The 25989-nt window shown below is 70.5% G+C and carries 23 protein-coding genes; 10 read left to right on the top strand and 13 right to left on the bottom strand.

What is annotated here, in order from left to right; translation table 11 throughout:
- Window positions 1-200: 200 nt before the first annotated feature.
- The gene (locus AB0C16_RS09830; RefSeq protein ID WP_357680856.1) at window positions 201-1061 is read right to left on the bottom strand and encodes a tRNA (adenine-N1)-methyltransferase; all 861 of its coding nucleotides are present in this window, start codon (window positions 1059-1061) and stop codon (window positions 201-203) included.
- A gap of 55 nt (window positions 1062-1116) precedes the next feature.
- Between AB0C16_RS09830 and AB0C16_RS09825 the strand changes: the two genes are divergently transcribed.
- The 4 genes from AB0C16_RS09825 to AB0C16_RS09810 all read left to right on the top strand — a co-directional run bounded on the left by AB0C16_RS09825 (window position 1117) and on the right by AB0C16_RS09810 (window position 4885).
- The gene (locus tag AB0C16_RS09825) at window positions 1117-2208 is read left to right on the top strand and encodes a GNAT family N-acetyltransferase (protein ID WP_357680854.1); all 1092 of its coding nucleotides are present in this window, start codon (window positions 1117-1119) and stop codon (window positions 2206-2208) included.
- A gap of 151 nt (window positions 2209-2359) precedes the next feature.
- A complete protein-coding gene (locus AB0C16_RS09820; protein ID WP_357680853.1) occupies window positions 2360-2857 on the top strand; it encodes a hypothetical protein in 498 nt (165 codons plus the stop codon).
- 784 nt (window positions 2858-3641) lie between these two features.
- The gene (locus AB0C16_RS09815; protein WP_357680851.1) at window positions 3642-3983 is read left to right on the top strand and encodes a helix-turn-helix transcriptional regulator; all 342 of its coding nucleotides are present in this window, start codon (window positions 3642-3644) and stop codon (window positions 3981-3983) included.
- Window positions 3980-4885 carry a hypothetical protein gene (locus AB0C16_RS09810; protein ID WP_357680849.1) on the top strand — a complete coding sequence of 302 codons (906 nt, stop codon included), beginning with the start codon at window positions 3980-3982 and terminating at the stop codon, window positions 4883-4885. Before AB0C16_RS09815 ends, AB0C16_RS09810 begins: the two co-directional genes overlap by 4 nt.
- A 180-nt stretch (window positions 4886-5065) precedes the next feature.
- Here the strand turns inward: AB0C16_RS09810 and AB0C16_RS09805 are convergent, their stop codons facing one another.
- Both AB0C16_RS09805 and AB0C16_RS09800 read right to left on the bottom strand, forming a co-directional pair.
- Entirely contained in the window at window positions 5066-6490 is a 1425-nt protein-coding gene (locus AB0C16_RS09805) for an FHA domain-containing protein (protein WP_357680848.1), read from the bottom strand.
- Between the two features lie 349 nt (window positions 6491-6839).
- Complete coding sequence (locus AB0C16_RS09800) at window positions 6840-7976, bottom strand: site-2 protease family protein (protein ID WP_357680846.1); 1137 nt, start codon at window positions 7974-7976, stop codon at window positions 6840-6842.
- Between the two features lie 114 nt (window positions 7977-8090).
- Between AB0C16_RS09800 and AB0C16_RS09795 the strand changes: the two genes are divergently transcribed.
- The 3 genes from AB0C16_RS09795 to AB0C16_RS09785 are packed head-to-tail and all read left to right on the top strand — an operon-like array spanning window position 8091 to window position 10875.
- The gene (locus AB0C16_RS09795; protein ID WP_357680844.1) at window positions 8091-8951 is read left to right on the top strand and encodes a RecB family exonuclease; all 861 of its coding nucleotides are present in this window, start codon (window positions 8091-8093) and stop codon (window positions 8949-8951) included.
- A 59-nt stretch (window positions 8952-9010) separates the two neighbouring features.
- Window positions 9011-10186, top strand: coding sequence for a histidine kinase (locus AB0C16_RS09790; protein ID WP_357680842.1), 1176 nt, complete (start codon window positions 9011-9013; stop codon window positions 10184-10186).
- Window positions 10183-10875 (top strand): response regulator transcription factor, encoded by a 693-nt coding sequence (locus AB0C16_RS09785; protein ID WP_357680840.1) that lies wholly within the window; start codon window positions 10183-10185, stop codon window positions 10873-10875. The genes AB0C16_RS09790 and AB0C16_RS09785 overlap by 4 nt, the downstream gene beginning before the upstream one ends.
- Before the next feature lie 69 nt (window positions 10876-10944).
- Here the strand turns inward: AB0C16_RS09785 and AB0C16_RS09780 are convergent, their stop codons facing one another.
- From AB0C16_RS09780 to metH, 8 genes are all read right to left on the bottom strand, one after another.
- The gene (locus AB0C16_RS09780) at window positions 10945-11913 is read right to left on the bottom strand and encodes a dipeptide ABC transporter ATP-binding protein (protein ID WP_357681223.1); all 969 of its coding nucleotides are present in this window, start codon (window positions 11911-11913) and stop codon (window positions 10945-10947) included.
- A 53-nt stretch (window positions 11914-11966) separates the two neighbouring features.
- Complete coding sequence (locus AB0C16_RS09775) at window positions 11967-12992, bottom strand: ABC transporter ATP-binding protein (RefSeq protein WP_357680838.1); 1026 nt, start codon at window positions 12990-12992, stop codon at window positions 11967-11969.
- Window positions 12989-14002, bottom strand: a complete 1014-nt coding sequence (locus tag AB0C16_RS09770) for an ABC transporter permease (protein ID WP_357680836.1) — start codon at window positions 14000-14002, stop codon at window positions 12989-12991. The genes AB0C16_RS09775 and AB0C16_RS09770 overlap by 4 nt, the downstream gene beginning before the upstream one ends.
- Before the next feature lie 85 nt (window positions 14003-14087).
- Window positions 14088-15854 (bottom strand): ABC transporter substrate-binding protein, encoded by a 1767-nt coding sequence (locus AB0C16_RS09765; protein ID WP_357680834.1) that lies wholly within the window; start codon window positions 15852-15854, stop codon window positions 14088-14090.
- Between the two features lie 76 nt (window positions 15855-15930).
- Window positions 15931-16923 carry an ABC transporter permease gene (locus AB0C16_RS09760; RefSeq protein ID WP_357680832.1) on the bottom strand — a complete coding sequence of 331 codons (993 nt, stop codon included), beginning with the start codon at window positions 16921-16923 and terminating at the stop codon, window positions 15931-15933.
- Between the two features lie 223 nt (window positions 16924-17146).
- Entirely contained in the window at window positions 17147-17635 is a 489-nt protein-coding gene (locus AB0C16_RS09755; protein ID WP_357680830.1) for a cellulose synthase, read from the bottom strand.
- Window positions 17636-17743: 108 nt separating this feature from the next.
- Window positions 17744-18388, bottom strand: coding sequence for an HAD family phosphatase (locus AB0C16_RS09750; protein ID WP_357680828.1), 645 nt, complete (start codon window positions 18386-18388; stop codon window positions 17744-17746).
- 74 nt (window positions 18389-18462) lie between these two features.
- Entirely contained in the window at window positions 18463-21927 is a 3465-nt protein-coding gene (metH, locus tag AB0C16_RS09745) for a methionine synthase (RefSeq protein ID WP_357680826.1), read from the bottom strand.
- Between the two features lie 49 nt (window positions 21928-21976).
- Here metH and AB0C16_RS09740 point away from each other — a divergent pair, with 49 nt between their 5' ends.
- From AB0C16_RS09740 to AB0C16_RS09730, 3 genes are all read left to right on the top strand, one after another.
- Window positions 21977-22327 (top strand): universal stress protein, encoded by a 351-nt coding sequence (locus AB0C16_RS09740; RefSeq protein WP_357680824.1) that lies wholly within the window; start codon window positions 21977-21979, stop codon window positions 22325-22327.
- Window positions 22328-22401: 74 nt separating this feature from the next.
- Window positions 22402-23256 carry a PAC2 family protein gene (locus tag AB0C16_RS09735; RefSeq protein ID WP_357680822.1) on the top strand — a complete coding sequence of 285 codons (855 nt, stop codon included), beginning with the start codon at window positions 22402-22404 and terminating at the stop codon, window positions 23254-23256.
- Window positions 23257-23486: 230 nt separating this feature from the next.
- Window positions 23487-23984, top strand: coding sequence for a hypothetical protein (locus tag AB0C16_RS09730; RefSeq protein WP_357680820.1), 498 nt, complete (start codon window positions 23487-23489; stop codon window positions 23982-23984).
- 124 nt (window positions 23985-24108) lie between these two features.
- Here AB0C16_RS09730 and AB0C16_RS09725 read toward each other — a convergent pair whose 3' ends face one another.
- Both AB0C16_RS09725 and AB0C16_RS09720 read right to left on the bottom strand, forming a co-directional pair.
- Window positions 24109-24849 carry a CbiX/SirB N-terminal domain-containing protein gene (locus AB0C16_RS09725; protein ID WP_357680819.1) on the bottom strand — a complete coding sequence of 247 codons (741 nt, stop codon included), beginning with the start codon at window positions 24847-24849 and terminating at the stop codon, window positions 24109-24111.
- On the bottom strand, window positions 24846-25989 hold a 1144-nt coding region (locus AB0C16_RS09720), incomplete at its 5' end, for a uroporphyrinogen-III synthase (protein ID WP_357680817.1). The genes AB0C16_RS09720 and AB0C16_RS09725, both read right to left, overlap by 4 nt.

Raw genomic sequence — 25989 nt, 5'->3', positions numbered from 1 at the left:
CGTCACCTCCTTCCCAGTCGAGGGCGACTACTAAGGACCTTACCTATCTCGGGCCCCTCCGTAACCTGGCCGGGCAGTGTTCGTCGAGTGGCATGCAGTATTCGGTGATTAATCCCTAATAGCGCGTTTAATACTGCCAGCATATGAACACTGCCATCTGTTCCCGTGTCACGCACCAACGCACCCTCGTGGCCAAATTGTCATAGTTCCTCGGTGGTTCCCTTCGGTCGTCTGCGACGCGGCGGGGGCGCCACGCCGTCCGCCATGCGGCGGGCGGTGACGAGGAACCCCGTGTGCCCGATCATCCGATGGTCGGGTCGTACGGCGAGGCCTTCGACATGCCAGTCGCGAACCAGGGTCTCCCACGCATGGGGCTCGGTGAAACTCCCGTGATCGCGAATGACCTCCACGGTCTTGGACAACTGGGTGGTCGTGGCCACGTAACAGCAGATCACACCGCCGGGGGTGAGGGCCTTGGCCGCGGCGTCGACGCACTCCCAGGGAGCGAGCATGTCGAGGATGACACGGTCGACGTCGATCTCGTCGATCGAGGCCACGAGGTCGCCGACGACCAGCCGCCAGCTGTCCACCGGGCCGCCCGGCTCGGCGCCGAAGAACTTCTCCACGTTCGCGCGGGCGACGTCGGCGAAGTCCTGGCGGCGCTCGTACGAGGTGACCCGGCCCTCGGAACCGACGGCGCGCAGCAGGAAGCAGGTCAGCGCGCCGGAGCCGACACCGGCCTCGATCACCCGGGCGCCCGGGAAGATGTCGGCCATGCCGACGATCTGCGCGGCGTCCTTCGGGTAGATCACGGCCGCGCCGCGCGGCATCGCGAGGGTGTAGTCCTGCAGCAGGTGGCGGAAGGCGAGGTATTGGGTGCCGCCCGAGGAACGCACCACGGAGCCTTCGGGCCGGCCGATCAGGTCGCTGTGCGGGATGGCGCCCTTGTGCGTGTGGAAGACGCCGTCCTGCTTGAGCGTGATCGTGTGACGCTTGTTCTTGGGGTCGGTGAGCTGCACCTGATCCCCCGCCTGGAACGGCCCATGCCTGCGGAAACCCATGTCGGCAAGGTTATAGGGCTTTCGAGCGCGTCCAGACGCGCGATATCTATGAGGGATGTTCCCGCGTGAAGTGATCTCCTCGGGCTCGCTGGTGCTGCGCGCCCCGGCCGGGGTGGACGCCGAGTCGATCGTCATGACCTGCGACGACCCGGTGACGGCCGAGTTCCTGCCCACCCTGCCGGCGCCCTACACGCTGCGCGACGCGCACTCCTACCTGGCGGCGGCCGCCGCGAAGTGGGAATGCGGCGGCGCGGAGTTCGCGATCACCGAGAACGGACGCTACGTGGGGGCCGTCGGCGTCTCGGAGCCCGACGAGCAGGGCACGGTGGAGATGGGCTACCTGGTCGCGCCGTGGGCGCGCGGCAAGGGTGTGGCGAGCACCGCCGCGCGGGCGGTCGCGGAATGGCTGTTCGACCGCGGCGTCCACCGGGTGGAGCTCCAGGCGATGGTGGAGAACATCGCCAGCCTGCGGGTCGCCTGCAAGGCGGGCTTCACCGAGGAGGGCCGCAGGCGCGACGCCAAGCTGCTGCGCGACGGCAGCCGCACCGACTTCATCATCTTCGCCCGGCTCGCCCACGACTCCGGCGAGAGCGCCCCTCCCTACCTGCCGCCGTTCGAGGGCGGGGAGCTCTCCGACGGCGTGGTGCTCCTCGTGCCGCTGGCCCCCGATGACGCCGGAGACTTCCACCGGATGCTGGCGGAGCCGAGCGTGGCCGAGTACAAACTGGGGCCGGCCACCACCCTGGAGGAGGACCGGCGCCGCTGCCGCTACACCGGCTACTGGTGGGCCTCGGGGCAGCGGATCGAGGTGGCGGTCAGGGACGCCGCCTCCGGCGCCTTCGCCGGGCACCTGCAACTGATGCAGGTCACGCCGGTGCTCGGGCAGGCCATGATCGGCTACTCATTGCGGTCCGCCTTCCGCGGCCGGGGGTTCATGACGCGGGCGGTGCGGCTGCTGACCGACTGGGCGTTCGCCAACACGGTGCTGCACCGGATCGTGGCGGGGACCGACGTCGCCAACACCGCCTCCCAGGCAGTGCTGGAACGTGCCGGGTTCAGCCGGGAGTCCGTGCTCCGGGAGTTGTTCCCCAGGCCGGACGGTACACGGGCCGACGACGTGGAGTGGGTACGCCTGCGCCCCCGTTAAGGACGCACGACCTGTCCGAAATACGACAATAATCCCGATTTCCGGTTGAGGTCTGGTCAAGCGTCCCCGCGCGAGGAATACTCCGGGTCTCCGACCCTGAGATTCGCGTGATCGGGCTGCGCGAACTCACCGCCTCCGCCGGGACACCGCGATGCCTAGCAACCGTATCGACGTGGCCATGCACGAGCTCATCACCTCGTTCTCCTGCCTGGACGCCACGAGACTGATCGACCGGCTGGCCCGGACCGCGGCCGCCGTCACGGGCACCACCTACGCGGGTTTCGTGCGCGCGGACGCGCTCCGGGAGACGGCCCACGCCGTCCACGTGCTCACCCCGCCTGGCGATCCGCTGCGGGTGCGCCCGTGGCTGGCCGAGTCCGGGGTGCTCAAGACGCTGGCGGCGTCGCCGGCGCCCATGCTCCTGACCCGGGACCCGTCGGTGGGCGAACCAGGCTTCCTGGCGACGCCGGTGCCCCTGGCCACCCGCGACCACGCGCTCCTCTGGGTCGCCGGCCGCGTCTTCAGCGACCGCGACGAGGACCTGCTGAGCCGCTTCGCGACCGCGGCGGGCCGGGCCTTGGAGGCGGCCAGCGGGCTGGAGGCCGCGGTGCGGCAGTTACGCGGCGTCCACGCCTTCGTCCACGCCTGACACCCGGAGGCCGCCCCCCGCGCGCTCGATTCGTGTCGGCCGGATCACCGGAAACGGGCCGACCGCCGGGACGGCGATCACGACGCGGAGAATCCTCACGAAGGCCATTTTCATGTCACGGCACTGGAGATTTTCTATATTCATGTACGGCTTTCTCAAAGAAACGTGTGAAACGCCAAGAGGAATGGCAAACCTGTCGCCCTTGCCACCGTCTTTGCCATCGCCAGACGCGAGGCCGGAGGCGAACCGTCCCCGACGACCAGCGCGACCGACGGCCGCCGAGACCGGCGCCGAGACCGGCGCGGAGACTGCTGCGGACGGCTGGCGCGGACGGCTGGCGCGAACATCGCCCAGGCAGGCACCCGGCATCGGCGCGGGCGTTGGCCGGGGCAGGCTGACGGCCTGGGGCTGGGCTGACATCGGCCGGAGGCAGACTGACACCCAGGGGCAGGCTGACGCCTGGCGAGGGGCAGGTTGACGCCCGGCGGCCGGGCTGACGCAAGGCCGGCCCGCGGCCCCAACGCAAGTCCGCCAACCGGAGGCGGGCGCGCGCCAGTCCAGGCCGACGATCCCAATCACCGCTGGCCGCTCACGGCCCGCGCGGGCACCCCCGCGAGCGGTCAGCGGGGACGGGAACCCCACCACACCATAACTCAGCACATTTCACCCAAGAACCGATATAGCGGGTATTCGATCATTCATAGGCGATTGTTATTCGCCGGGACAGGGAGAAGTCACCTCGCGGAGGGCTGCGGCCGGTTCCCACCCTATGTAGATTCCCGTCATGGCATCGGATGTACGGATCACCACGACTGTGGCCAGGGTGCTCCGGATCTTCCTCGACGACCTCGACGAGCCCCGCTACGGCTTCGAGCTCATGAAGCTGGCAAGGGTGCCGAGCGGCACCCTCTATCCGATCCTCGCGCGCCTGGAGTCGGCCGGCTGGATCGAAGGCCATCGTGAGCCGGTCGATCCGAGCGCCGAGGGCCGCCCCGCCAGGCGCTTCTACGTCTTCACGCCTCAAGGGGCGATCTCCGCCCGGCAGGAGCTGGCGGAGCTGAGCGCCCGCATCACGCCGGGTCCCGTGACCCGCCGGTTCCCCCGGCCCGAGAGCGGGCGCGCATGAGCCTCCTCACGGCCTCTGTCGCCTTCTTCGCCACGCTCGCCGGGGCCGTCCTCGCCGATCTCGTCAACGAGGAGATCAGGGGGCAGCTCGACAGGATCCCCGTCGTCCTCCTGTCGATCGCCCGCCGCAGGCTCCCCGAGGCCATGCGCGGCCCGCTCCATGACGAGGAGTGGTATCCGGAGCTCCAGGAGATCCTGAACGGCGAGAACGCCCGGCCCGTCTCCCGCCTGGTGATCGGCGTCCGCTACAGCCTGGGCCTGATCAGGCGCGCGCACCTGGTCGCCTCCATCCGCAACCGGAAGGTGACGGTCCAGACCGATCACGACAGGTGGCTCACCGTCGTCGAGCTCCTCCGCTCGGCCGCCGACCTGTGCGTCGTCCTCACGGGCGTGATGATCTCCGGTGGGGCGGGCGCGCTTCTGGGGCTGCTTTTACCTCAGCTGCTGCACATCGGCCACCAGAGGGGGCCACTTCTGGGGACGGTGCTGGGCCTCGCCCTGACCATCGCCTTCGGGACCGGCCTGGGAGTGGCGATCACGCTCGTGCTGAGCTCCGGGCTGCGCAGGATCACCCGGCGCCTGCTGGTCACCCGCATCGACCGATCCGCCGACGCGGCACCTGAGCGGCAGGGCAAGACCCGGCTGCTTCGCAGCGTGGTGGACTTCGCCGCGGGAGCCGGCCGCGACAACGCGTGGGGACTGCGCGTGGCCGCCTTCCTCGGCGCCTACACGGGCGCGGGCCTGGCCATCCTGCTGGGCACGGCCTTCTCCATCGTGTGGCAGCCGCTTCTGATCGGCGCGATCGCGACCGGTGCGCTCGTGTTCCTGCGCGTCTCGCTGGTCACGGTTCCCGGATGGTGGCTCAGACGCCTTCGCGAACGGCTGGAGACCGACGGCTCCTGACCAGAAGAGCACCGTGCCGGGCACGCTCTCCGCTGGAGACCACAGCTCCTGAAGGCGCCGTGCCAAGGACGCTCCCCGCTGGAGACGACAGCTCCCGGCCGGAGCGCGCCGGGCAGGCTCCGCGCGAGCAGTGCGCACGGACACTGCCGCCGACGGCGGTAGCCGGCACCCCGGCGAAGGTCAGCCGCGGTGGGGCTCGAAGCGCAGGGTGCGGGAGACGCCGACGCGCACGGTGGTGCCGGGGACGATGGTGACGGGCTCGTTGGGCGGGATGTCGTAGAAGTTGGGGTCGCCCGGCGGCTGGATCTGGGTGCCGTTGACCGAGCCGAGGTCGACCAGGTTGACGTCCCAGCCGTCCAGGGCCACCCGGAGGTGACGGCGGGAGACGGAGCCGTCGGGGCTGGTGACCTTGGCGGGCCGGGCGGTGCCCCCGGCCACCTCGGGCGCGCGTTCGGGGTCGCGGCCGAGGAGGTAGTCGCTCTCCAGCGGCAGCGCGGTGCCGTCGTCGAGGATGAGCACGCCGAGCGAGGGGCGCGGGCCCTTGTAGGGGACGAGCGTGCGCTGGACGAGCGCGATGCCGCACACCGCGCAGTAGGGCACGCGCGGGTCGTTGAAGTGGTCGTTCTTGCAGTCGACCCCGTAGACCAGGGGGCGGTCGCCGTGGTCGGGCTGCTCCTGCGACGGAGGGCCGGGCTGGTCGAAGTGGTCGGGCTGCCCCATCGGAGGCGGGCCCGGCGGGTCGAAGTGGTCGGGCGGGCCCATCAGCGGCGGGCCGGGCTCGAAGTGGCGCTCGGGCTGGTCGAACCGCTCCGGGGGGCCGGGGTGCTCGTAGTGCTCCGGGGTGGTGCCGTTGCCCGAGGGGGCGGGCTCGTCATAGGAGGGGAACGGGCTCTGCTGGGGCTGCTCCTGCGGCGGCGGGTAGGGCGGCTGCTCCACGAGGGACGGCACCGCCTGGGGGCCCGACGGAAGGCCCGGAGGCGGGCCCTGCGGGGTGGGCGGCTGGTCGCCGGACATCGGGTAGGGGGCCATCTGCACCGCGGGACGCTCCGGGGGCGCCTGGATCAGGTCGGGCTCCATGTGCAGCGCCGTGTTGGGCATCTCGCTGGTGAGCGGCCTGGACGGGGCGGGAACCCGGTCGCTGAAGTCGCCCGCGAGGCCGCCACCGTGCACCACGCCGCCCTCGAAGCCGACCGCGGGGTGCGGCTCACCGGCGCCGGGCAGGCTGAGCCGGACGCGCTCGACGGGGCCGCCGATGAGCCGGTCGGCCCAGGTCAGGGAGTCGCTGCCGGCCAGGCGCGTCTCGCCGCCCGCGCTGGTGACCGTGGCCGCGGCCGAACCGCTGACCAGGACGGCCACGCCGTCGCCGACGGGGCCCGCGACCGCGCACGTGGCGGGGTCGCCGGTCATGTTGGCGGCGAGCACCTGGGCGGCGCGGCGGGCCAGCGCCCGGCCGTCACCGCCGGAGGCCGCGGTCTCGCGCAGCGCCTGGAGCAGGCCGTCGGCCGCCGCCTCGGACGCGTCGCACACCAGCAGCAGCCCGCCCATGTAGGCGACCAGCCCGTCTCCGGGAAGCGGACGGACCGTCCCGAAGCCCCGGCCGGTCATGAGTCCTCCTTCATGACCATCGTGCCGCGCTCATCGGTGCCCTCGCTGCGCTCGGTCACTCAACTCTCCTCCCCGGAAGCCGGCGATGTCACGGCACCCGCACTGCCGTGACGGCCACCAGCCATACGCATACCCAGACGACGAGGTGGTGTCGCGGTCGGCCCGTCACCATTTCGGCGAAACGGTGGACCACAACAAACCCCTTCAGTGTGCAAGTTTGGCCAAACCGAACACTATCGGCCAGTCGTCGCATCCTTGAACCGCCGGGGTACGATCGGGCCCCGCCGCACCGGCCTGATCACTGGATACGACACTAGCCGGGGGCTGCCGCATATTCGAGTGGGACAAATCAGACGCCGGTGAAGATCCGGTTGACGTCGGCGGTGGCGAGCACTCCGTAGATCTCGCCGCCCCGCTCCACGAGAAGGTATTCGCCCGCCGGGGTCTCGCGCATGGCCTCGATGAGCGCCTCGCCCTCCAGGTCGGCGGCCAGCACCATGGACGGCTCCAGCGACTTGGCCATGGACCCGGTGTCGACCCAGGGACGCCGGTGCTCGGGGGTGGCCTGCACGGCCGCCTCGTTGACGATCGCGACCGGGCGGCCCTCGTGGTCGACGACGACCAGCGCGCCCGCCCTCTTCTCGCCCGCCTGGCGCAGCGCCTCCGACAACGGCGTCTCGGCCGTGACGGGGATCGCCCGGCGGGCCAGGCTGCGGGCGTTGACCTGGGGAATGCGGGCCCGGATGCGGGCCACGCGGAGCGACTGGGAGGCGCCGAGCCAGATGAAGGAGGCCAGCACCATCGGCCACAGCAGGTCGCGGTAGTCGAGCTCCTGCCCGCTCATCGTCGACATGGCGAACGGCGACAGGACCAGCAGCACGGCCAGCGCCCGGCCGCCCCAGGCGGCGGCGAGGGTGCCGGTGCCGGGGCTGCGGGTGAGCTTCCAGACCCCGGCGCGCAGCATCCGGCCACCGTCGAGCGGAAGACCGGGCAGCAGGTTGAAGACGCCGACGATGAGGTTGGCCACCCAGAGCTGCCAGATCAGCACCTCGGGGATGCCGCCGCCGTTGACCAGGTAGACGTCGGCGAGCAGACCGGCGCCCGCCAGGCCGAGCGAGAGCGCCGGGCCGGCGGCGGCGACCATGAACTCCTTGCCGGGCGTGGGCGGCTCCTTCTCGATCTCCGAGACGCCACCGAGGAGGTAGAGGGTGATCCTGCGCACCGGAAGGCCGTAGGCCTTGGCCAGCACGCTGTGGGCCAGCTCGTGCAGCAGCACGGAGACGTAGAGCAGCACGGCGAAGACGAAGGCCACGGCGTAGGCGGCGGTGGCGTCGAGCTCGGGCAGCATGTCGCGCACCCGCTCGCCGAAGATCCAGGTGATGAAGGCGGCGACGACGAACCAGGTCCATGAGACGTAGACCGGAATGCCGAACGGCTTCCCCATCCGAAGACCGGAGAACTCCTGCCGCGGGCTTTGCTCGCTCACCGCACTCCTTGACGTCCGAAACATGCTCTCGCTGCCTTGATGCTACGCGCCGGATCAGGTGATCCTGGTTTCGCGACCCCTATTCTGTCGGCGACTTCACCTAGAGTGCGGTGCATGACGTTGACCGAGCCGGTGATCATCGGAGCTCTCTCCCCGTCCCGGGCGGGCGACTTCATGACCTGTCCTCTCCTCTACCGCTTCCGCGTGATCGACCAGTTGCCGGAGAAACCGTCGCAGGCGGCCGTGCGCGGCACGGTGGTCCACGCGGTGCTGGAGCGGCTCTACGACCTGCCCGCCCCCAGACGGTCGGTCGAGGCGGCGCTGGAGCTCCTGGAGCCGCAGTGGCGGCGGTTGCTGGACGACGATCCGGCCTACGCGCGGATGTTCGCCGACGAGGGCGAGCAGGCCGAGTGGCTGGCCCAGGCGCGGGCGATGCTGGAGCGCTACTTCACGCTGGAGGATCCGACGCGGCTGGAGCCGGCCGAGCGCGAGCTCTACGTCGAGGCGGTGCTCGACGGCGGCCTGATGCTGCGGGGCTACGTCGACCGGCTCGACGTGGCACCGTCCGGTGAGGTCCGGGTCGTCGACTACAAGACGGGCAGCGCGCCGGGTCCCGACTTCGAGGCCAAGGCGCTGTTCCAGATGAAGTTCTACGCGCTGGTGCTGTGGCGGCTGCGCGGCCGGGTGCCGAGGCTGTTGCAGCTGGTCTACCTGGGCGGCGGCGGCGAGGTGCTGCGTTACGCGCCGGACGAGGCCGATCTGCTGGCCACCGAGCGAAAGGTGCGGGCGCTGTGGGCGGCGATCGAGCGGTCGCTGGAGTCGGGCGAGTGGCGGGCGCGGCGCAGCCGCCTGTGCGACTGGTGCGACCACCAGGCGCTGTGCCCCGAGTTCGGCGGCACCCCTCCCCCGGTGCCTGACCGCGAGCCGGGAGACACGGTCAGGAGCAACCGCCGCTCGGCGACCGACGAGCTGTAAGACCCGATTCCTCCCCTGGGAGGAGGTTTCAGGCTCTCACCTGGACCTACAGTGATGCGATGCGGATCGGCCGGCCTCTGTTCCACGACACGGTCCTCGCCGTGGTGGTGGCCGCGGCCTCGGTGACGTTGTTCGTCGTCTACGACCCTGAGCAGCTGCGGATGCAGGGGCTGTTCGTCGAGGGGATGCGCTCGCCGGACGTGTTCGGAGTGGCTCTGGTACTGCTGGCGTGCGCGCCGGTCGCGGTGCGCAGGCGCTGGCCGCTGGGCGCGATGTGCGCCGGGCTGGTGCCCGAGACGCTGCTGACCGGCCTCGGCTACGGCACGGGCATGGCCGGGATGGCGGGGCTGGTGCTGCTCTACTCGGTGGCCTCCTACCGCGGCCTGGCGATGGCGCTGGGCGCGCTGACGCTGTCGATCGTCGTCTACGTGGTGAGCGCGGTGGCGGGCCCGATCGCCGGAACGAGATGGAGCGACCACCTGGTGGCCGCCGTGGTGCTCGTGGCGGTCTGGGGCGCCGGACGCAGCCTCCGGCTGCGCCGCGCCTACCTGGAGGAGCTGAAGCAGCGCGCGGCCCGGCTGGAGCGGGCGCACGCGGCCGACACCCGGGCGGCCCGGGCCGAGGAGCGCTCCAGGATCGCCCGCGAGCTGCACGACGTGGTGGCCCACCATGTCAGCGTGATGACCGTCCAGGCCTCGGCCGCACGCCGCGTGCTGGCCTCCGACCCCGAGCTGGCCCACGAGGCGTTGTCGGCGATCGAGCACACGGGCCGGATGGCGCTGACCGAGATGCGCAACATCGTCGGCGTGCTGCGCACCGACGCCCGTGCTGAGCTGGGCCCGCAGCCGGGCATGCGGGACCTGCCGGCGCTGGTGGAGCAGATGCGCGAGGCCGGCCTGGAGACCAGGCTGACCATCGGCGGCGAGCCGGGGCCGATTCCGGCCGGGGTCGACCTGGCCGCCTACCGGCTGGTCCAGGAGGGGCTCACGAACAGCCTGCGGCACGCGGGGGCCGGAGCCAGGGCGGTGGTCACCGTACGGCATGAGCCGCACGAGCTGGACGTCAGGGTGGAGGACGACGGACGGGGCGGCGGCCCCCTGCCCGGGGGGCCAGGCCATGGTTTGGTGGGGATTCGCGAGCGTGTGGCCCTCTATGGTGGGTTTCTGAGCATCGGTCCGCGATCCGGGGGCGGTTTCGAGGTTCGGGCAAGATTCCCCTTGAAGGACGGACAATGACGATCAGAGTGCTGCTGGTGGACGACCAGCCGCTGCTGCGCACCGGTTTCCGCCTGATCCTGGAGGCCGAGCCGGACATCACGGTGGTCGGGCAGGCGGGTGACGGCAAGGCCGCGCAGGAGCAGACGAGGGCGCTGCTGCCGGACGTGGTGCTGATGGACATCCGGATGCCCGGGGTCGACGGCATCGAGGCGACGCGGCGGATCGTGCGCGACGGGGCTCGGGCGACTCCCGCGGCGCACGTGCCGAAGGTGCTGGTGCTGACGACGTTCGACCTCGACGAGTACATCGTGGAGGCGTTGCGCTCGGGGGCGTCCGGGTTCCTGCTGAAGGACGTCCCGCCCGACGAGCTGGTGCAGGCGATCCGGGTGGTGGCGGCGGGCGACGCGATCGTCGCGCCGAGCGTGACCCGCCGGCTGCTCGACCGGTTCGCGGCCAGATTGCCGTCGGCCCAGGAGCAGCCGGCGCCGGCTCGGGTCGACCGGCTCACCGAGCGGGAGCTCGAGGTCCTGCGGCTGATCGCCAAAGGGATGTCCAACGCGGAGATCGCCGCCAAGCTGGTGGTGAGCGAGACGACGGTCAAGACGCACGTCGGCAACGTGCTGACCAAACTGGGCCTGCGCGACCGCGTGCAGGCCGTGGTGCTCGCCTACGAGACGGGGCTGATCACGCCGGGCGCCATGTCCTGACCGCGCCGATCCGGCCGCGCGGTGAGCGGGCGCCCGCCCCGCGGTTCGCACGGCGGGGCAGGCGGCGACTCAGGCGGTGGCCGGCTTCGCCTCCGCGGCGGGCGCGCCAGAGGTGTTCTCCGGGAAGTGGCAGGCCACCTGGTGGCCGGAGGCCAGCTGCTCCAGCGGCGGCTCGACCGTCTTGCAGATCTCCTGCGCCTTCCAGCAGCGGGTGTGGAAGCGGCAGGCGGGCGGCGGGTTGAGCGGGCTCGGCACGTCGCCGGTGAGGCGGATGCGCTCCCGTCCGGCGCGCGCCTTGGGATCGGGCACCGGCACCGCCGACAGCAGGGCGTTGGTGTAGGGGTGCATCGGCGCGTTGTACAGCCGCTTGCGGTCGGCGACCTCGACGATCTTGCCGAGGTACATGACCGCGACCCGGTCGCTGATGTGCCGCACCACCGACAGGTCGTGCGCGATCACCACGTAGGTGAGGTCCAGCTCCTTCTGCAGGTCCTCCAGCAGGTTGACGACCTGGGCCTGGATGGACACGTCGAGCGCGGAGACCGGCTCGTCGGCGATGATCAGCTTGGGCTTGAGCGCCAGCGTGCGGGCGATGCCGATGCGCTGCCGCTGCCCGCCGGAGAACTCGTGCGGGTAGCGGTTGTAGTGCTCGGGGTTGAGGCCGACCAGCTCGAGGATGTCCTGGACGGCCTTCTTGACGCCGTGGTCGGTGTGGACGCCCTGGATGCGGAACGGAGCTCCGACAATGGCGCCGACCGTGTGACGCGGGTTGAGCGACGAGTAGGGATCCTGGAAGATCATCTGCATGTCGCGGCGAAGCGGCCGGAGCTTGCCCTGGCTCAGGTGGCTGATGTCGGTGCCCTCGAAGACGATCTTCCCGCCCGTGGGCTCCAGCAGCCTGGTCACCAGGCGACCCGTGGTCGACTTGCCGCAGCCCGACTCCCCCACCAGGCCGAGCGTCTCGCCCTTGAACACCTCGAAGCTGATCCCGTCGACCGCCTTGACGGCCCCGACCTGCCGCTTCAGCAGGCCTTTCATCACCGGGAAGTGCTTCTGCAGGTCCTGGACGGACAGAAGCGGCTCGTTCTCACTCACTGAGTCTCCAGCACTGGCTTGATCTCGGTCTCCCACAGCCTTCGCCGCTCCGCCTTGCCCAGGTGGCAGCGCACCAGGTGGCCGCCACCGCTCTCGGCCAGCGCGGGCACCTCGGTGCTCGACTTGCCCTGCGTCAGCTCCGCGTAGGGGCAGCGAGGGTGGAAGGCGCACCCGGACGGGACGTTGATCAGGGAGGGCGGGCTGCCCTTGATCGGCAGGAGCCGTTCGGTGGGCTCCCGGTCGAGCCGGGGCATCGATCCGAGGAGACCCCAGGTGTAGGGGTGCTCGGGACGGTAGAAGATGTCGTCGGTCGAGCCGTACTCGACGCACTTGCCGCCGTACATGACCAGGATGTCGTTGGACAGCTCGGCCACCACGCCAAGGTCGTGGGTGATGATGATCAGCGCGGAGTTGAACTCTCGCTGCAGGTCACGCATCAGGTCGAGGATCTGGGCCTGCACGGTCACGTCGAGCGCGGTGGTCGGCTCGTCGGCGATGAGCAACTCGGGGTCGCACGAGAGCGCCATCGCGATCATGGCGCGCTGGCGCATGCCGCCGGAGAACTCGTGCGGGTAGGAGTCGACGCGCCGGTCCGGCTCGGGGATGCCCACGCGCCCGAGCAGGTCGACGGCGTGCTTCTTGGCCACGGCCTTGGAGACCTGGTGGTGGATCCGGTAGGCCTCGATGATCTGGTGGCCCACCGTGTAGTAGGGGTGCATCGACGACAGCGGATCCTGGAAGATCATCGCCATCTTCCTGCCGCGCAGCGTGCGGACGTGCTCGGCCGTGGCGCCGACGAGCTCCTCGCCGTCGAGCCAGATCTCCCCTGAGATCTTGGCCCGGCCGCCCTTGTGCAGCCCGAGCAGGCCGAGGCTGGTCACGCTCTTGCCCGAGCCCGACTCGCCCACGATGCCCAGGGTCTCACCGCGCTCAAGGCTGAACGACAGGCCGTCGACGGCCCGGACCACCCCGTCGTCGGTGGGAAAGTGGATCTTCAGATCCTTGACGTCCAGAAAGCTCACGACAGCCTCACCCTCGGGTCGACCCACGCGTACAGGAGATCGACGATCAGACTCGCCACCACCACAAAGCAGGCGGCGATCAGGACCACGCCCATGACCTGGGGAAGGTCTTGGTTCCTGATGGCCAAGATGGCGAACTGGCCGAGTCCGGGCAGAGTATAGGTCGTCTCGGTGAGCACGGCGCCGCCGATCAACAGGCCGAAGTCGATGCCGAACAGGGTGAGGATCGGCGTCAGCGCAGCCCGGAGGCCGTGTTTGACCACGACGTCACGCTCGCGCAGGCCTTTGGCCCGGGCGGTGCGGATGTAGTCCTCGCCCATGGTCTCCAGCATCCCGGCACGGGTGAGACGCGCGTAGCCGGCGGCGAACAGGAACGCCAGCGTGATCCACGGAAGCAGCAGGTTGTAGGCCCACTGCGCGGGATTCTCCGACAGGTCGGTCCACGCGCCGCCCGGTGGTGTCCAGCCCAGGCCGTAGCTGAAGATCACCAGCGAGATCATGCCGGTGAAGAAGATCGGCAGGGACACTCCGGCCAGCGCGGTGCCCATCGACAACCGGTCGAAGAAGCTGCCGCGGCGCAACGCCGAGAGCACGCCCACGCTCACTCCGGCCAGCACCCAGATGAGGGCCGCGCCGAGGGCGAGGGAGAACGTCACCGGCAGGCGGTCGACCAGATCCGGCCAGACCGGCTGTCCGCTGATGAAGGAGTAGCCGAAGCAGGGCGCCGGGCACTGCTCGACCCCGGCCCCGTAGTCGTACTCGGCGCCCGTGACGAGCCCCTTGACGAACCGGCCGTACTGGACGACCACCGGGTCGTTGAAGCCCAGCCGCTCGGCGACCAGGTGCACGGTCTCCGGTGTCGCGGCGCGGCCGACGTAGCGGGAGGCCATGGCCTCCGGCGTGGCGCCCGCCCACTGCGGCACGACGAAGAAGATGCCGAAGGTGACCATGCTGATGACGACCAGCATGGCGACCGCGCCGATCAGACGCCTGATGATGTATGTGAACACCGTGTCCGGCCGGGTGGCCCGCCCGTCTCCGGGCGGGCCACCCCTGCCTTCACCTGCCTTCGCTAGATCCCCGAACCTCGCCTGGTCACTCGACGCCGAGCAGGATGTAGTCGTACATGCTCTGGCCTTCGTTGTAGGCGATGTTCGTCACACCCTGGCCGCGCATCAGCAGCGCCTTGGCCCACACGACCGGAAGGATGGAGGCGTCCTCCATGACCTTCTTGTCGACGTCGACCCAAAGCTTGCCGCGGGCGGTGGCGTCGAGCTCGGCCGAGGCCTGGTCGATGAGCTTGTCGACCTCGGGGTTCTTGACGCTGAGGTTGTAGTTGCCCGCGTCGCGGATGGTGCGGCTGTCGACGATGGCCTGCATGAAGCCGTAACCGTCGGGCCAGTCCGAACCCCAGCCGTGGCCGGCCAGGCCGACGCCGTTCTTCTTGACGTACGCGGTGTTGCCGGCGTAGTCGGAGAAGTAGCTGGAGGCCGGGAAGCCCTTGAGCGTGAGCTTGATGCCGACCTTGGCCAGCGCCTGCTCCATCGCCTCGGCCAGCGCCTTCTCACGCGGGCGGTCGGCGCGGAACACCATGGTGGTGGAGAAGCCGTTCGGCTGGCCACAGGCGGCGAGCGCCTCCTTGGCCTTGGCCACGTCGCCCTTGTTGCCCTCGGAGGCGTAGAGGTCGAACTTCTCCTGGCCGACGATGGGCGGCGGCATCACGTTCGTGGCGATCTCGCCACCGGCGACCTCGCCTCCGTAGGCGGTCTGGTTGGCGACGCGGTCCGCGGCGAACATCACGGCCTTGCGGCAGTTGATGTTGTCCAGCGGCGGGTTGTCCGGGATGACCGAGACGTACCAGAGCCTGGGGATGGTCGGGTTGTCCGTCCGGGCCTTCAGGGCCGGGTCGGGCAGGACCTTGCCCAGGGCGGCCGGCTGCAGACCGGTGCCGGGGATGTCCAGGTGGATGTTGCCCGCGATGAGCTGGTTGTCCAGGTCATCGGCGTTGACGTTGAGCTGGACCTCGATCCGGTCCGGCAGCGCGGGACGGTTCGGGTCGGTGGCCGGGTCCCACTGGTCGTTGCGGACCAGCGCGAACTGCTTGCCGATCTCGTTCGTCTCGAACTTGTACGGGCCCGAGGAGATGACCTTCTCCTTGTACTTGGCGCCCGTGTCCTTGTCCTTCGGCACCGGAGCGGTCATCGGCATCTGGACCACGTAGTCCATCGACGAGAACGGCTTGTTCAGGTGGAAGACGACCGTCTGGTCGTCCTTCGCCTCGACGGCCGAGCTGTAGTCGGCGTCGGGGGTCTTGTAGACGCCCTTGAAGTCCTTCGGCCAGGCCAGCAGCTCGTTGAGGTAGGAGGGGCCGTGCGGGAAGGTCTCCTTGTCGAAGCTCCTCGCCACCGCGTAGGCCACGTCCTTGGCGGTGATCGGCGTGCCGTCCTCGTACTTCAGGCCGCTCTTGAGCTTGTAGGTCCAGCTCTTGCCCCCGTCGCTGGGCTCACCCAGTCCTTCGGCGAGGTCGGGCACGACCGTGTTGCCCTCCGGCCCGGGGCCGGGCTTGTACATCGTCAGCGTCCGCCAGTAGAACCGGCCGAAGTTGAACGAGTAGCCGTAGTAGGTGTCGCCCGGGTCAAGGCTGTCCCAGTCGGAGGAGTGAGCCGCCTTCAGCGTGCCTCCCTTCTTGGTCGAAGGGTTGTACACCGAGGTCAGGCCGGCGTTGAAGGCGGGTTGCGCCGCGCCGCCCGACGCCGACTGGGCGGGTTGCTGGGCTGTGCCGCCACCTCCGCCGCCACAGGCGGAGAGCACCAGGGCAAGGGCCGCTGTCGCGGCCGCTGCCAGTGCGGATTTCCTTCTCATTTACTAACCCCTTGATCAGTGGAGATGGGGATGGAGCGTTGGCGATGGAGCATGGGCGATGGAGCGTTGGCAAAGGTCAGTGAGCCCGCGGGTCGAAGGCGTCCCTCAGCCCGTCGCCGAACAGGTTGAAGGCCAGAACGGTGATGAAGATCGCCAGACCGGGGAAGAGCACGAAGTGCGGCAGGGTGTAGAAGCGCACCGCCTCCGAGAGCATGCCGCCCCACGTGGGAGTCGGCGGGTTGATGCCGACGCCCAGGAAGGAGAGCCCCGCCTCGAACAGGATGTTGGTCGGGATCAGCAGCGTCGCGTAGACGAGGATGGGCGCCATCAGGTTGGGCAGGATCTCGCGGAACAGGATGTAGCCGTTGCGGGCTCCGAGGCTGCGTGCGGCGTCGACGAACTCCCGCTCCCGCAGCGAGAGGGTCTGGCCGCGGACGATACGGCCGATGTAGGGCCAGCTGAAGAACCCGATAATGAAGATCAGCATCGCGATCCGCAGTGCGTTGCCCTCCAGGCCGAACCCCTTGTCGGGAATGACGCCCGCCAGCGCGATGGCGAAGACCAGCAGCGGGAAGGCGAGGAAGACGTCCATCATGCGGCCGATCATCTGGTCGACCCAGCCACCGAAGTAGCCGGCGATCACGCCGAGCGTGGTGCCGATGACGACCGACAGGATCGTCGCCATGAAGCCGATCAGCAGCGAGACTCCCGCGCCGGCCACGATGCGGCTGAAGATGTCGCGTCCGTTGACCGGCTCGATGCCGAGCAGGTATTCCCAGCTCATGCTGCCGAAGGCGCCCTTGGGCAGGAGGGTGCTCTGGTCGATCTGGTCCTGGTGGAACTCCAGCGGCGGGTGCCCGAAGGCGGCGATGATCGGCGTGGAGAAGATCGCCACGAGGATCAGCAGGATCACGGTGATCCCGCCCGTCAGGGCGATCTTGTCACGCCGCAACCGCATCCAGGCGATCCGGGTGAGCGAGCGTCCCTGGATGGCCTTGCCCGCTCCCACGAGCACGGCTTCCGGATGCGCCTCCGCCGCGGAGCCGGATACGTCTAGCGGTGCGGTCATGCCTGGTTGCCCCCTGGTTTCCGGACGACGTTGTCCGTGTCATCTGACGGGAGCGCGGATCGCGACCCCAGGAGGCAGGATGTATGGCCTGAGCTGCGCTGACTAGCCCCTCGGGCAGCTATGTGGCTTAACTGTGATTGACGTGAAACTCATTCGTATCGATCTTGGTGTGAATGTGTACGGCCAGTCCTGGTTACGTCCCAGAATCGTGACATAAGACTTCTCATCCGATCCCCCGGCGACGGAGGATCTCCTCGATGTCGGAAAAGTCATCGTCATTCGTCCGCTTCTTCGGCGCTTCCACCGCAGGCTTGCCCGCCGAGGCCGCCGCCGCGCCCTTCGGAGCCGGCGCGCCCTCGGCCGGCCGCCGGGTTTCCTTGGCCTTGCCGGGCCCGTCGGCCCTGGCCGTCTGCCTGCCGCGCAGAACCCCGGACACCACGAACAACACCACGGAAAGACCCGTCAACGCGACACCCGACCACACGAGCGGGTTGAAGACAAGGCCCGTGACGAACCCGATGAGGGTGGCGCCCACGGTCCACAGGCTCTGCAGGGCGCCCGTGAGGTAGGCGGCCAGGGGCAGCAGCGCCCACGCCGTCGTCCGCAGCCCCGCCGTCACCCCTCTGCGCTTGAAGGCCAGGAAGCTGAGCACCAACCCCGCGATGGTGACGCCGGCGCACAGCGGCAACCACGCGATCTGATCGAAAGTCATTTCGGGCCGTCCCTCATGTCGACTACATCTCCATCCTGGCACGCGCATCGCCCGGAGCAGGTCCTCCGCAGGGACCACTTGCCCCCTAGGGGCCCTTAGGGGACGCGCTCAGGGCCCGATCAGGGTGCGCAGGTGGGGGATCTCGACGGAGGTGAGCGAGGGGACGACCCATCGCCTCGGCGCCGGGTCGATGGGGAGCAGGCCGGGGACGGCGACCACCGCGCAGCCCGCGGCCGTAGCGGCGGCGACGCCGTTGGGTGAGTCCTCCAGCACCACGCAGCGCACCGGCGGCACGTCCAGCAGGCGCGCGGCGGTCAGGTAGGGCTCGGGGTGGGGCTTGGTGCGGGTGACGTCGTCGGCCGTGACGATGAGGTCGAAGCGGTCACGGCCGACGTCCTTGAGCACGGCGTCGGCGATCTCCCTGAGCGACGAGGTGACCAGGGCGACCGGGACACCGTCGTCGCGCAGGGCGTCGAGCAGCTCGGCGGCGCCCGGCATGAGCCGCACCCCGTCGGACAGCCGCTCGACCATGCCCTCGACCATCCACTCGCGCAGCGTCTCGGGAGCGACCGACGAACCGGAGACGGCCAGCATGTAGCCGACCGTGCGCTCCATGGAGCCGCCGACGAGATGGACCTGGTGCTCGGGTGTCCACTCGCCGCCGAGCCGCCCCATCACGACGGTCTCGATCTCCAGCCACACCTTCTCGGTGTCGACCAGCAGGCCGTCCATGTCGAAGAAGACCGCTTCCATGCATCCCCCGATCTGTTTGTCACGCGAGCGCCGTCGCGAAAGCCCCCGGCGGATGCCGGGGGCCCTCGCGGCGGTCAGACGTTGAAGTATTTGGCCTCCGGATGGTGGGCGACCAGGGCGGAGGTGGCCTGCTCGGGATGCAGCTGGAACTCCTCCGACAGGGTGACCCCGATGCGCTCCGGCTCCAGCAGCTGGAACAGCTGCACCTGGTCCTCGAGGTTGGGGCAGGCCGGGTAGCCGAAGGAGTAGCGGCAGCCCCGGACGTTGACCTTGAGCATGTCGTCGAGCGACTCGTCGCCGCCGATCCCCCACTCGGAGCGGACCCGCGCGTGCCAGTATTCGGCCAGCGCCTCCGTCAGCTGCACCGACAGGCCGTGGAGCTCGAGGTAGTCGCGGTAGGCGTCCTTGGCGAACAGCTCGGCCGTCGCCTCGGCGATCCTGCCGCCCATCGTGGCCACCTGGAAGCCGACCACGTCGACCTCGCCGGAGTCCTTGCCGCGGAAGAAGTCGGACAGGCACAGGTGGCGGTCGCGCCGCTGGCGCGGGAAGGTGAAGCGGGTGCGCTCGCCGCCCGTGTCGTCGAGGATGACGAGCGAGTCGCCGTCGCTGACACACGGGAAGTAGCCGTAGACGACGGCCGCCTCCAGCAGGCCCTCGGTCTGGATGCGCTCGAGCCACATCCGCAGCCGTGGCCGTCCCTCGGTCTCGACCAGCTCGTCGTAGTCGGGCCCGCTGCCGCCCCTGGTCGGCTTGAGCCCCCACTGGCCGAGGAACAGGGCTCGCTCGTCGAGGAAGGCGGCGTACTCGTTCAGCGAGATGCCCTTGACGATGCGGTCACCGTGGAACGGCGCCTCGGGCACCGGGTTGTCGGCGGCCACGTCGGAGCGGGCCGGAAGCTCCTCGACCGGTGTGCGCCGCAGCACCGCGCCCGACTTGACGCGGCGCTCGCGCAGCGGCGGGAGCGCGGCCCCCTCGACACCGCGCTTGACCGCCATGAAGGAGTCCATCAGCCGCAGGCCCTCGAACGCGTCGCGGGCGTAGCGGACCTCGCCCCGGAACAGCTCGGCCAGGTCCTGCTCGACGTAGGCGCGGGTCAGCGCGGCGCCGCCGAGCAGCACGGGGTAGTGCTCGGAGATGCCCCGGGAGTTCATCTCCTCGAGGTTCTCCTTCATGACCACCGTCGACTTCACCAGCAGCCCGGACATGCCGATGACGTCGGCCTTCTGGTCGTCGGCCGCCTCCAGGATGGCCGAGACCGGCTGCTTGATGCCGAGGTTGACGACGTCGTAGCCGTTGTTGGACAGGATGATGTCGACGAGGTTCTTGCCGATGTCGTGCACGTCGCCCTTGACCGTGGCCAGCACGATGCGGCCCTTGGTCTCGCCCTCGACACGGTCCATGTGGGGCTCAAGGTAGGCGACGGCGGTCTTCATCACCTCGGCCGACTGCAGCACGAACGGCAGCTGCATCTGCCCGGAGCCGAACAGCTCGCCGACCGTCTTCATGCCGTCGAGCAGCACGTCGTTGATGATCTCGAGGGCGGGCCGCTGCTCCAGCGCGGTGTCGAGGTCGTCCTCCAGGCCCTTCTTCTCGCCGTCGATGACGCGTCGCTTGAGCCGCTCCCACAGCGGCAGCGCCGCCAGCTCCGCGGCCTTGCCACCGCGCAGGGCGGCGATGTCGACGCCCTCGAACAGGTCGATGAAGCGCTGCAGCGGGTCGTAGCCCTCGCGCCGCCGGTCGTAGATCATGTCGAGCGCGACCTGGCGCTGCTCGTCGGGGATGCGCGACATCGGCAGGATCTTGGAGGCGTGCACGATCGCCGAGTCGAGCCCGGCGTTGACGCACTCGTTGAGGAACACCGAGTTGAGCACGATGCGCGCGGCCGGGTTGATGCCGAAGGAGATGTTGGACAGGCCCAGCGTGGTCTGCACCTCGGGGTAGCGCCGCTTGAGCCGGCGGATGCCCTCGATGGTCTCCAGGCCGTCGCGGCGGCTCTCCTCCATGCCGGTGGCGATGGTGAAGGTGAGGCAGTCGACGATGATGTCGGGCACCTTCATGCCCCAGTCGCTCACCAGCGTGTCGATGGTCTCGCCCGCGATGCGGACCTTGTCCTCGGCGGTGCGGGCCTGGCCCTCCTCGTCGATGCACATGACGACGACCGCGGCGCCGTGCTCGCGGACGGCGGTCATCGTCTTGTGGAAGCGGGAGCCGGGGCCGCGGCCGTCCTCGAAGTTGACCGAGTTGACCACCGCGCGGCCGCCGAGCATCTCCAGGCCCGCGCGCAGCACCTCGGACTCGGTCGAGTCGAGCATGATCGGCAGGGTGGAGGCGGTGGCCAGGCGGAAGGCCAGCTCCTTCATGTCGGCCACGCCGTCGCGGCCGACGTAGTCGACGCACAGGTCGAGCATGTGGGCGCCGCCGCGCGCCTGCTCGCGGGCCATCTCGACGCAGTCGTCCCAGCGGCCCTCGAGCATGGCCTCGCGAAAGGCCTTGGAGCCGTTGGTGTTGCAGCGCTCGCCGATCGCGAGGTAGGAGGTGTCCTGGCGGAACGGGACGGTCTGGTAGAGCGAGGAGGCGCCCGGCTCGGGGTGCGGACGGCGGGCCACCGGATCCCTGCCGTGCACCCTCTCGACGACCTGGCGCAGGTGCTCGGGCGTGGTGCCGCAGCAGCCGCCGACCAGGGACAGGCCGTAGTCGCGGGTGAAGGTGTCGTGGGCGCCGGCCAGCTCCTCGGCGCTGAGCGGGTAGTAGGCGCCGTCGGAGGTCAGCACCGGCAGGCCCGCGTTGGGCATGCACGACAGGCCCAGCCTGGAGTGGCGCGACAGGTAGCGCAGGTGCTCGCTCATCTCGGCGGGGCCGGTGGCGCAGTTGAGGCCGATCAGGTCGACGCCGAGCGGCTCGATCGCGGTGAGCGCGGCGCCGATCTCGGAGCCGAGCAGCATCGCGCCGTTGGTCTCGATCGTCACCTGGGCGATGATCGGCACGTCGCGCCCGGCCGCTTCGATGGCCCGCTTGGCGCCGATGACGGCGGCCTTGACCTGGAGCAGGTCCTGGCAGGTCTCGATGATCAGCGCGTCGGAGCCGCCCGCGATCAGGCCCGCCGCGTTGTCGCGGTAGGCGTCGCGCAGTCTGGTGTAGGGCAGGTGCCCCAGGGTGGGGAGCTTGGTGCCGGGGCCCATCGAGCCGAGCACGAAACGCGGCTGCCCGGGTGTCGACCAGTGGTCGGCGCGCTCCCTGGCGATGCGGGCGCCGGCCTCGGAGTATTCGTACACGCGCTCGCCGATGTCGTATTCGGCCAGCGCGGCGAGGTTGGCGCCGAAGGTGTTGGTCTCCACGCAGTCGACGCCCACCGCGAAGTAGGCGTCGTGGACGCCGCTCACGATGTCGGGCCTGGTGACGTTGAGCACCTCGTTGCAGCCCTCGTGCCCCTGGAAGTCGTCCATGGTCGGATCCTGGGCCTGCAACATCGTCCCCATCGCCCCGTCGGCGACGATCACGCGCTGGGACAGGACTTCGCGGAACGACGGACGGCTGCTCATGCGCCCAAGCCTATCGGCTGCCCGGGAACGCTATTCTGCGGACAGACAATTGAACATCACGTCCAATTGGGGTTCCGATGGCCTATCGCACCGTCCTGGCGGGCACGGACGGCTCCGCCTCGTCAACGGCTCCACCCCTGCCGGCGACGCGCTGCGCGTCGCGCGCGAGCACGCCGCGGCCGCGGGGGCCACCGACGTCGTCCTCGCCGCCGAGCAGGGCGATCCGGTCGACGTGCTGATCTCGCTGGCCGGCCGGCACCACACCGATCTGCTCGTCGTGGGCAACCGCGGGCTCAACAGCCTGGCCGGGCGGCTGCTCGGCTCCGTGCCGTCCGCCGTGACCCACCGCGCCGCCTGTGACGTGCTGATCGCGCACACCACCTCCGGCGGGCGCCACTGATCGTCGTCACTGCGTGACATGAGCGCCTCCTCACCGCATAGGCTTAGCGCGACGGAGGAGACAGGAGGCGACACGTGATCGAGCTCGAAGGGCTCCCCGAGCTCGTCGATCCGGTGCTGATTGCCGCGTTCGAGGGGTGGAACGACGCGGGCGAGGCTTCGAGCGGTGTGATCGCCCATCTCGAGTCCGCCTGGAAGGCCGAGCCCCTGGTGGCACTCGATCCGGACGACTACTACGACTTCCAGGTCACCCGCCCGGTCGTGGAGATGGGTGACGGGCTGACCAGGTCGATCGTCTGGCCGACGACCCGGCTGCTGCACGCCCGGCCGCCGGGCCTCGACCACGACGTGGTGCTGCTGCGCGGCATCGAGCCCAACATGCGCTGGCGCTCCTTCTGCGCCGACATCATCGACGTCTGCCGCGAGCTCGGCGTGGAGCTGGCCGTGATGCTGGGCGCCCTGCTCAACGACTCCCCGCACACCCGGCCGGTGCCGATCATCGGCGGGGCCACCGACGAGGGCCTGGCCCGCTCGACCAACCTGGAGCTCAGCCGCTACGAGGGGCCGACGGGCATCGTGGGCGTGCTGCAGCACGCGTTCGGCGAGGCCGGCCTGAGCGCGATCTCGCTGTGGGCCTCGGTCCCCCACTACGTGGCGCAGCCGCCCAACCCCAAGGCCACGGTGGCGCTGCTGCGCCGCCTGGAGGACGTGCTGGAGATCCCGATGCCGCTCGGCGACCTCGACGAGGAGGCCCGCGCGTGGGAGCGCGGCGTCGACGAGCTCGCGTCCCAGGACAGCGAGGTGGCCGAATACGTCAAGGAGCTCGAGGAGCGCAAGGACGCCGCCGAGCTGCCCGAGGCCAGTGGTGACGCGATCGCGGCGGAGTTCGAGCGCTACCTGAGGCACCGGGACACCGACACTGACAGCTAACTTGCAGTCATTTTGACGGATTTTTTGCGGGTTTCAGGTAATAATCGGGGACCGTACAAACTTGCACCAAGTTGGAGCCCCGATCCAAGCCCTGGAGGCGGACGTTCGCTGACCACCGCGATCCCGCGCCGAACCTGCCCATGTGACTGCGCACGTTAGGCCAACTCATGGCGACCTCCCATGTAGACCCGCACCAGCGAAGTCAGGACGCCAGGCGGCGCGTCCTGGAGATGGCTCTCTCCGTCAGGAACGAGCGCCCGGGCGGGTCGGTGGACCACTTCCTCGCGCTCCTGCAATACCGCCTCCCCTTCTGGATCAGCGTCCTGCACGACCTGGGCAACCGGGTGGGGCAGGGCAAGGTGGCCGACAACCTGATCCCCATCGTGCGGGCGGGCATCGACTACTACCTCGAGGTGCAGTCGGCCGCGCTGCCCGCCTTCACCTCACCCAGCGTGACCGTGCGGTTCCGCGAGGCGCTGCGCGACCACGGGCTCGGGCCGATGGCGGAGATCGTCCCGCTGGCCTCCTACCTGGAGGCCGAGCAGCGCGCCGGCCGGGTGCTGCCGGGCGTGGACCCGGTAGCGACCGCCCGGCTGCTGCTCGCGGGCTGCTTCCACCACGCCTACATCGCGATGTTCGTGGGCGCCGAGGCGGGTCCGCCGCCCGACGCGGCGGCGGAGCAGATCGTCCGCGAGCTGCGCCTGGAGCCCGCGTCCCAACCGGCCTGACCTTCCCGTACGGCTGCGCGCGATCCACCCGCGATCCAATCCGCCCGCGATCCAGCCGCGTGCCGGCCGTCGGCGGGACGCCGGGCCGCCGGGACGGCAGGACGGCAGGATGCCGGGACGGCCGTCAGGCGCTCACCGCCCGGCCGGCCAGGGCCGCCGCCGTCTCGTCGAAGCGCCTCCAGACCAGGGCCGCCACGTCCGGGTCCGCGCCCAGGGGTTCGCTCACCAGGTCGGCGCCGGCCACGACGAGCCGGTCGTGGAAGAAGCCCGGAGCCAGCAGGTAGGAGGCGATCGCCACCCGGGTGGCCGGGCCCGGCCTCACCCGCTCCAGCGCCTCGTCCAGCGACGGGGCGCCGCCCGAGGCGAAGGCCGCCGTGACCGGCCGCGACAGCCGCACGGCCAGCTGGTGGGCCGCCGCCCGTACGTCGGCCAGCGCCGCCGGGTCCGACGAGCCCGCCGCGCCGAGGACGACCGCGTCCGCGGAACGCAGCCCGGCGTGGGCCAGCCGGCGGGCCAGTGCGGTGGTGAGCAGCCGGTGCGGCCCCAGCGGCGGGGCGACGAGCGCGTCGGGGCGGTGCTCGGCGATCACGCTGGGCAGATCGACGCGCACGTGGTAGCCGCCGGTGAGGAGCAGCGGCACCACGACGACGGGACCGGGCACGGCGCACGCGGCCGAGCCGAGGACGGCGCGGCCGGGCGTGGCGGACAGGACGTCGGCGAGCAGCGGCCGGCTGATCTCCAGGTAGGACAGCTCGACGCGGTGCCGCCGGCGGGCGGCGCGCACCACGCCGGCCAGATCGGACAGGGTCCGCTCCCCCGCCTCGGCGCGGGTGCCGTGGGCGGCCAGGACGAGCGTCGGCGTCACAGGCCTGCCCCGTGCGAGCAGGCCAGCCGGTAGCCGCGCTTGACGACGGTCTCGACGATGCCGACGGCCCCGAGGGCGCGGCGCAGCCGGGTGATGGCCATCTCGACCGCGTGCTCGGCGGAGTCCCTCGCCAGGCTGCCCGGCAGGACGGTGCGCAGCTCGGCCCTGGAGACGACGTGGCCGGGCTTGTCGGCCAGCCGCTTGAGCACCGACATCGGCGCGGGCGGCAGTGGCCTGAGCTCGCCGTCGACCACCACGGCGTGGCCCCGGATCTCCAGCCGGTGCCCGCCCGCCACCAGCCGGGTGACGCCGTTCTCGGGCAGGTGCCTGGCCAGCGCGCGGGCCAGCGCGCCCAGCCTGGCCCGCTCCGGCTGCAGGGTCCGCACGCCACGCGAGGTCAACGGACCGGCCGTGACCGGCCCGACGCAGGCCGCCACCACCCGGTCGCCGAACGCGGCCAGCAGCGGCTCCTCCAGGTCCTCGGCGCGGGCCGCGTTGAGCATGGCATGCACGGCGGGCGCGCTGGTGAAGGCGACGGCGTCGACCGCGCCGGAGATCGTCTGGGTGATCAGGCGGCGCAGCAGCGAGGTGTCGCGGTAGGGCAGCCACCGGTAGACCGGGATCTCGATCACCTCGGCGCCCGCCTGGCGCAGGTCCGCGACGAACTCGGTCAGCGGCTCGCCGTGCAGTTGCACCGCGATGCGGCGGCCCCGCAGGTCCTGGGCCAGGAGGTGCTCCTTGACCTCCAGGCACGAGTCGGTGGCCGGGGTCCAGTGGTCGTCCAGCCCGGCGGCGCGCACCGCGCCCCTGGCCTTGGGGCCGCGGGTGAGGATGCGGGCCCGGGCGAGGTGGAGGCCGAGGTCGGCCGACAGGCCCCAGCCCTCGGCGGCGGCCATCCAGCCGCGAAAGCCCACGCCCGTGGTGACCACCACGTCGTCGACGGGCCCGGACAGGGTGAACCGGGTGGCGGCCAGCAGACCGGAGTCCTCGGCGAGCGGCACCAGCCGGATCGCCGGGGCGCTCACGACGCGGGCGCCGCGCCGTTCGAGCAGCGCGCCGAACTCCTCGCGCCTGCGGGTGGCGGTGACGCCGACGGTGAAGCCGGACAGCGCGTCGGGAGCGGTCTCATGCTGCCGCGCC

This window comes from Nonomuraea sp. NPDC048916 (genome assembly GCF_040649575.1).
Classification (GTDB): domain Bacteria; phylum Actinomycetota; class Actinomycetes; order Streptosporangiales; family Streptosporangiaceae; genus Nonomuraea.
The sequence above is the reverse complement of the archived record's forward strand: the minus strand, read 5'-3'. Positions and strand labels throughout refer to the sequence as shown.

Excerpts from the sequence above, each read along its gene's own strand:
- AB0C16_RS09830 (WP_357680856.1), bottom strand. The coding sequence starts at position 1,061 with ATGGGTTTCCGCAGGCATGGGCCGTTCCAGGCGGGGGATCAGGTGCAG.
- AB0C16_RS09825 (WP_357680854.1), top strand. The coding sequence starts at position 1,117 with ATGTTCCCGCGTGAAGTGATCTCCTCGGGCTCGCTGGTGCTGCGCGCC.
- AB0C16_RS09820 (WP_357680853.1), top strand. The coding sequence starts at position 2,360 with ATGCCTAGCAACCGTATCGACGTGGCCATGCACGAGCTCATCACCTCG.
- AB0C16_RS09815 (WP_357680851.1), top strand. The coding sequence starts at position 3,642 with ATGGCATCGGATGTACGGATCACCACGACTGTGGCCAGGGTGCTCCGG.
- AB0C16_RS09810 (WP_357680849.1), top strand. The coding sequence starts at position 3,980 with ATGAGCCTCCTCACGGCCTCTGTCGCCTTCTTCGCCACGCTCGCCGGG.
- AB0C16_RS09805 (WP_357680848.1), bottom strand. The coding sequence starts at position 6,490 with ATGACCGGCCGGGGCTTCGGGACGGTCCGTCCGCTTCCCGGAGACGGG.
- AB0C16_RS09795 (WP_357680844.1), top strand. The coding sequence starts at position 8,091 with ATGACGTTGACCGAGCCGGTGATCATCGGAGCTCTCTCCCCGTCCCGG.
- AB0C16_RS09790 (WP_357680842.1), top strand. The coding sequence starts at position 9,011 with ATGCGGATCGGCCGGCCTCTGTTCCACGACACGGTCCTCGCCGTGGTG.
- AB0C16_RS09785 (WP_357680840.1), top strand. The coding sequence starts at position 10,183 with ATGACGATCAGAGTGCTGCTGGTGGACGACCAGCCGCTGCTGCGCACC.
- AB0C16_RS09780 (WP_357681223.1), bottom strand. The coding sequence starts at position 11,913 with ATGAAAGGCCTGCTGAAGCGGCAGGTCGGGGCCGTCAAGGCGGTCGAC.
- AB0C16_RS09765 (WP_357680834.1), bottom strand. The coding sequence starts at position 15,854 with ATGAGAAGGAAATCCGCACTGGCAGCGGCCGCGACAGCGGCCCTTGCC.
- AB0C16_RS09760 (WP_357680832.1), bottom strand. The coding sequence starts at position 16,923 with ATGACCGCACCGCTAGACGTATCCGGCTCCGCGGCGGAGGCGCATCCG.
- AB0C16_RS09755 (WP_357680830.1), bottom strand. The coding sequence starts at position 17,635 with ATGACTTTCGATCAGATCGCGTGGTTGCCGCTGTGCGCCGGCGTCACC.
- AB0C16_RS09750 (WP_357680828.1), bottom strand. The coding sequence starts at position 18,388 with ATGGAAGCGGTCTTCTTCGACATGGACGGCCTGCTGGTCGACACCGAG.
- metH (WP_357680826.1), bottom strand. The coding sequence starts at position 21,927 with ATGAGCAGCCGTCCGTCGTTCCGCGAAGTCCTGTCCCAGCGCGTGATC.
- AB0C16_RS09730 (WP_357680820.1), top strand. The coding sequence starts at position 23,487 with ATGGCTCTCTCCGTCAGGAACGAGCGCCCGGGCGGGTCGGTGGACCAC.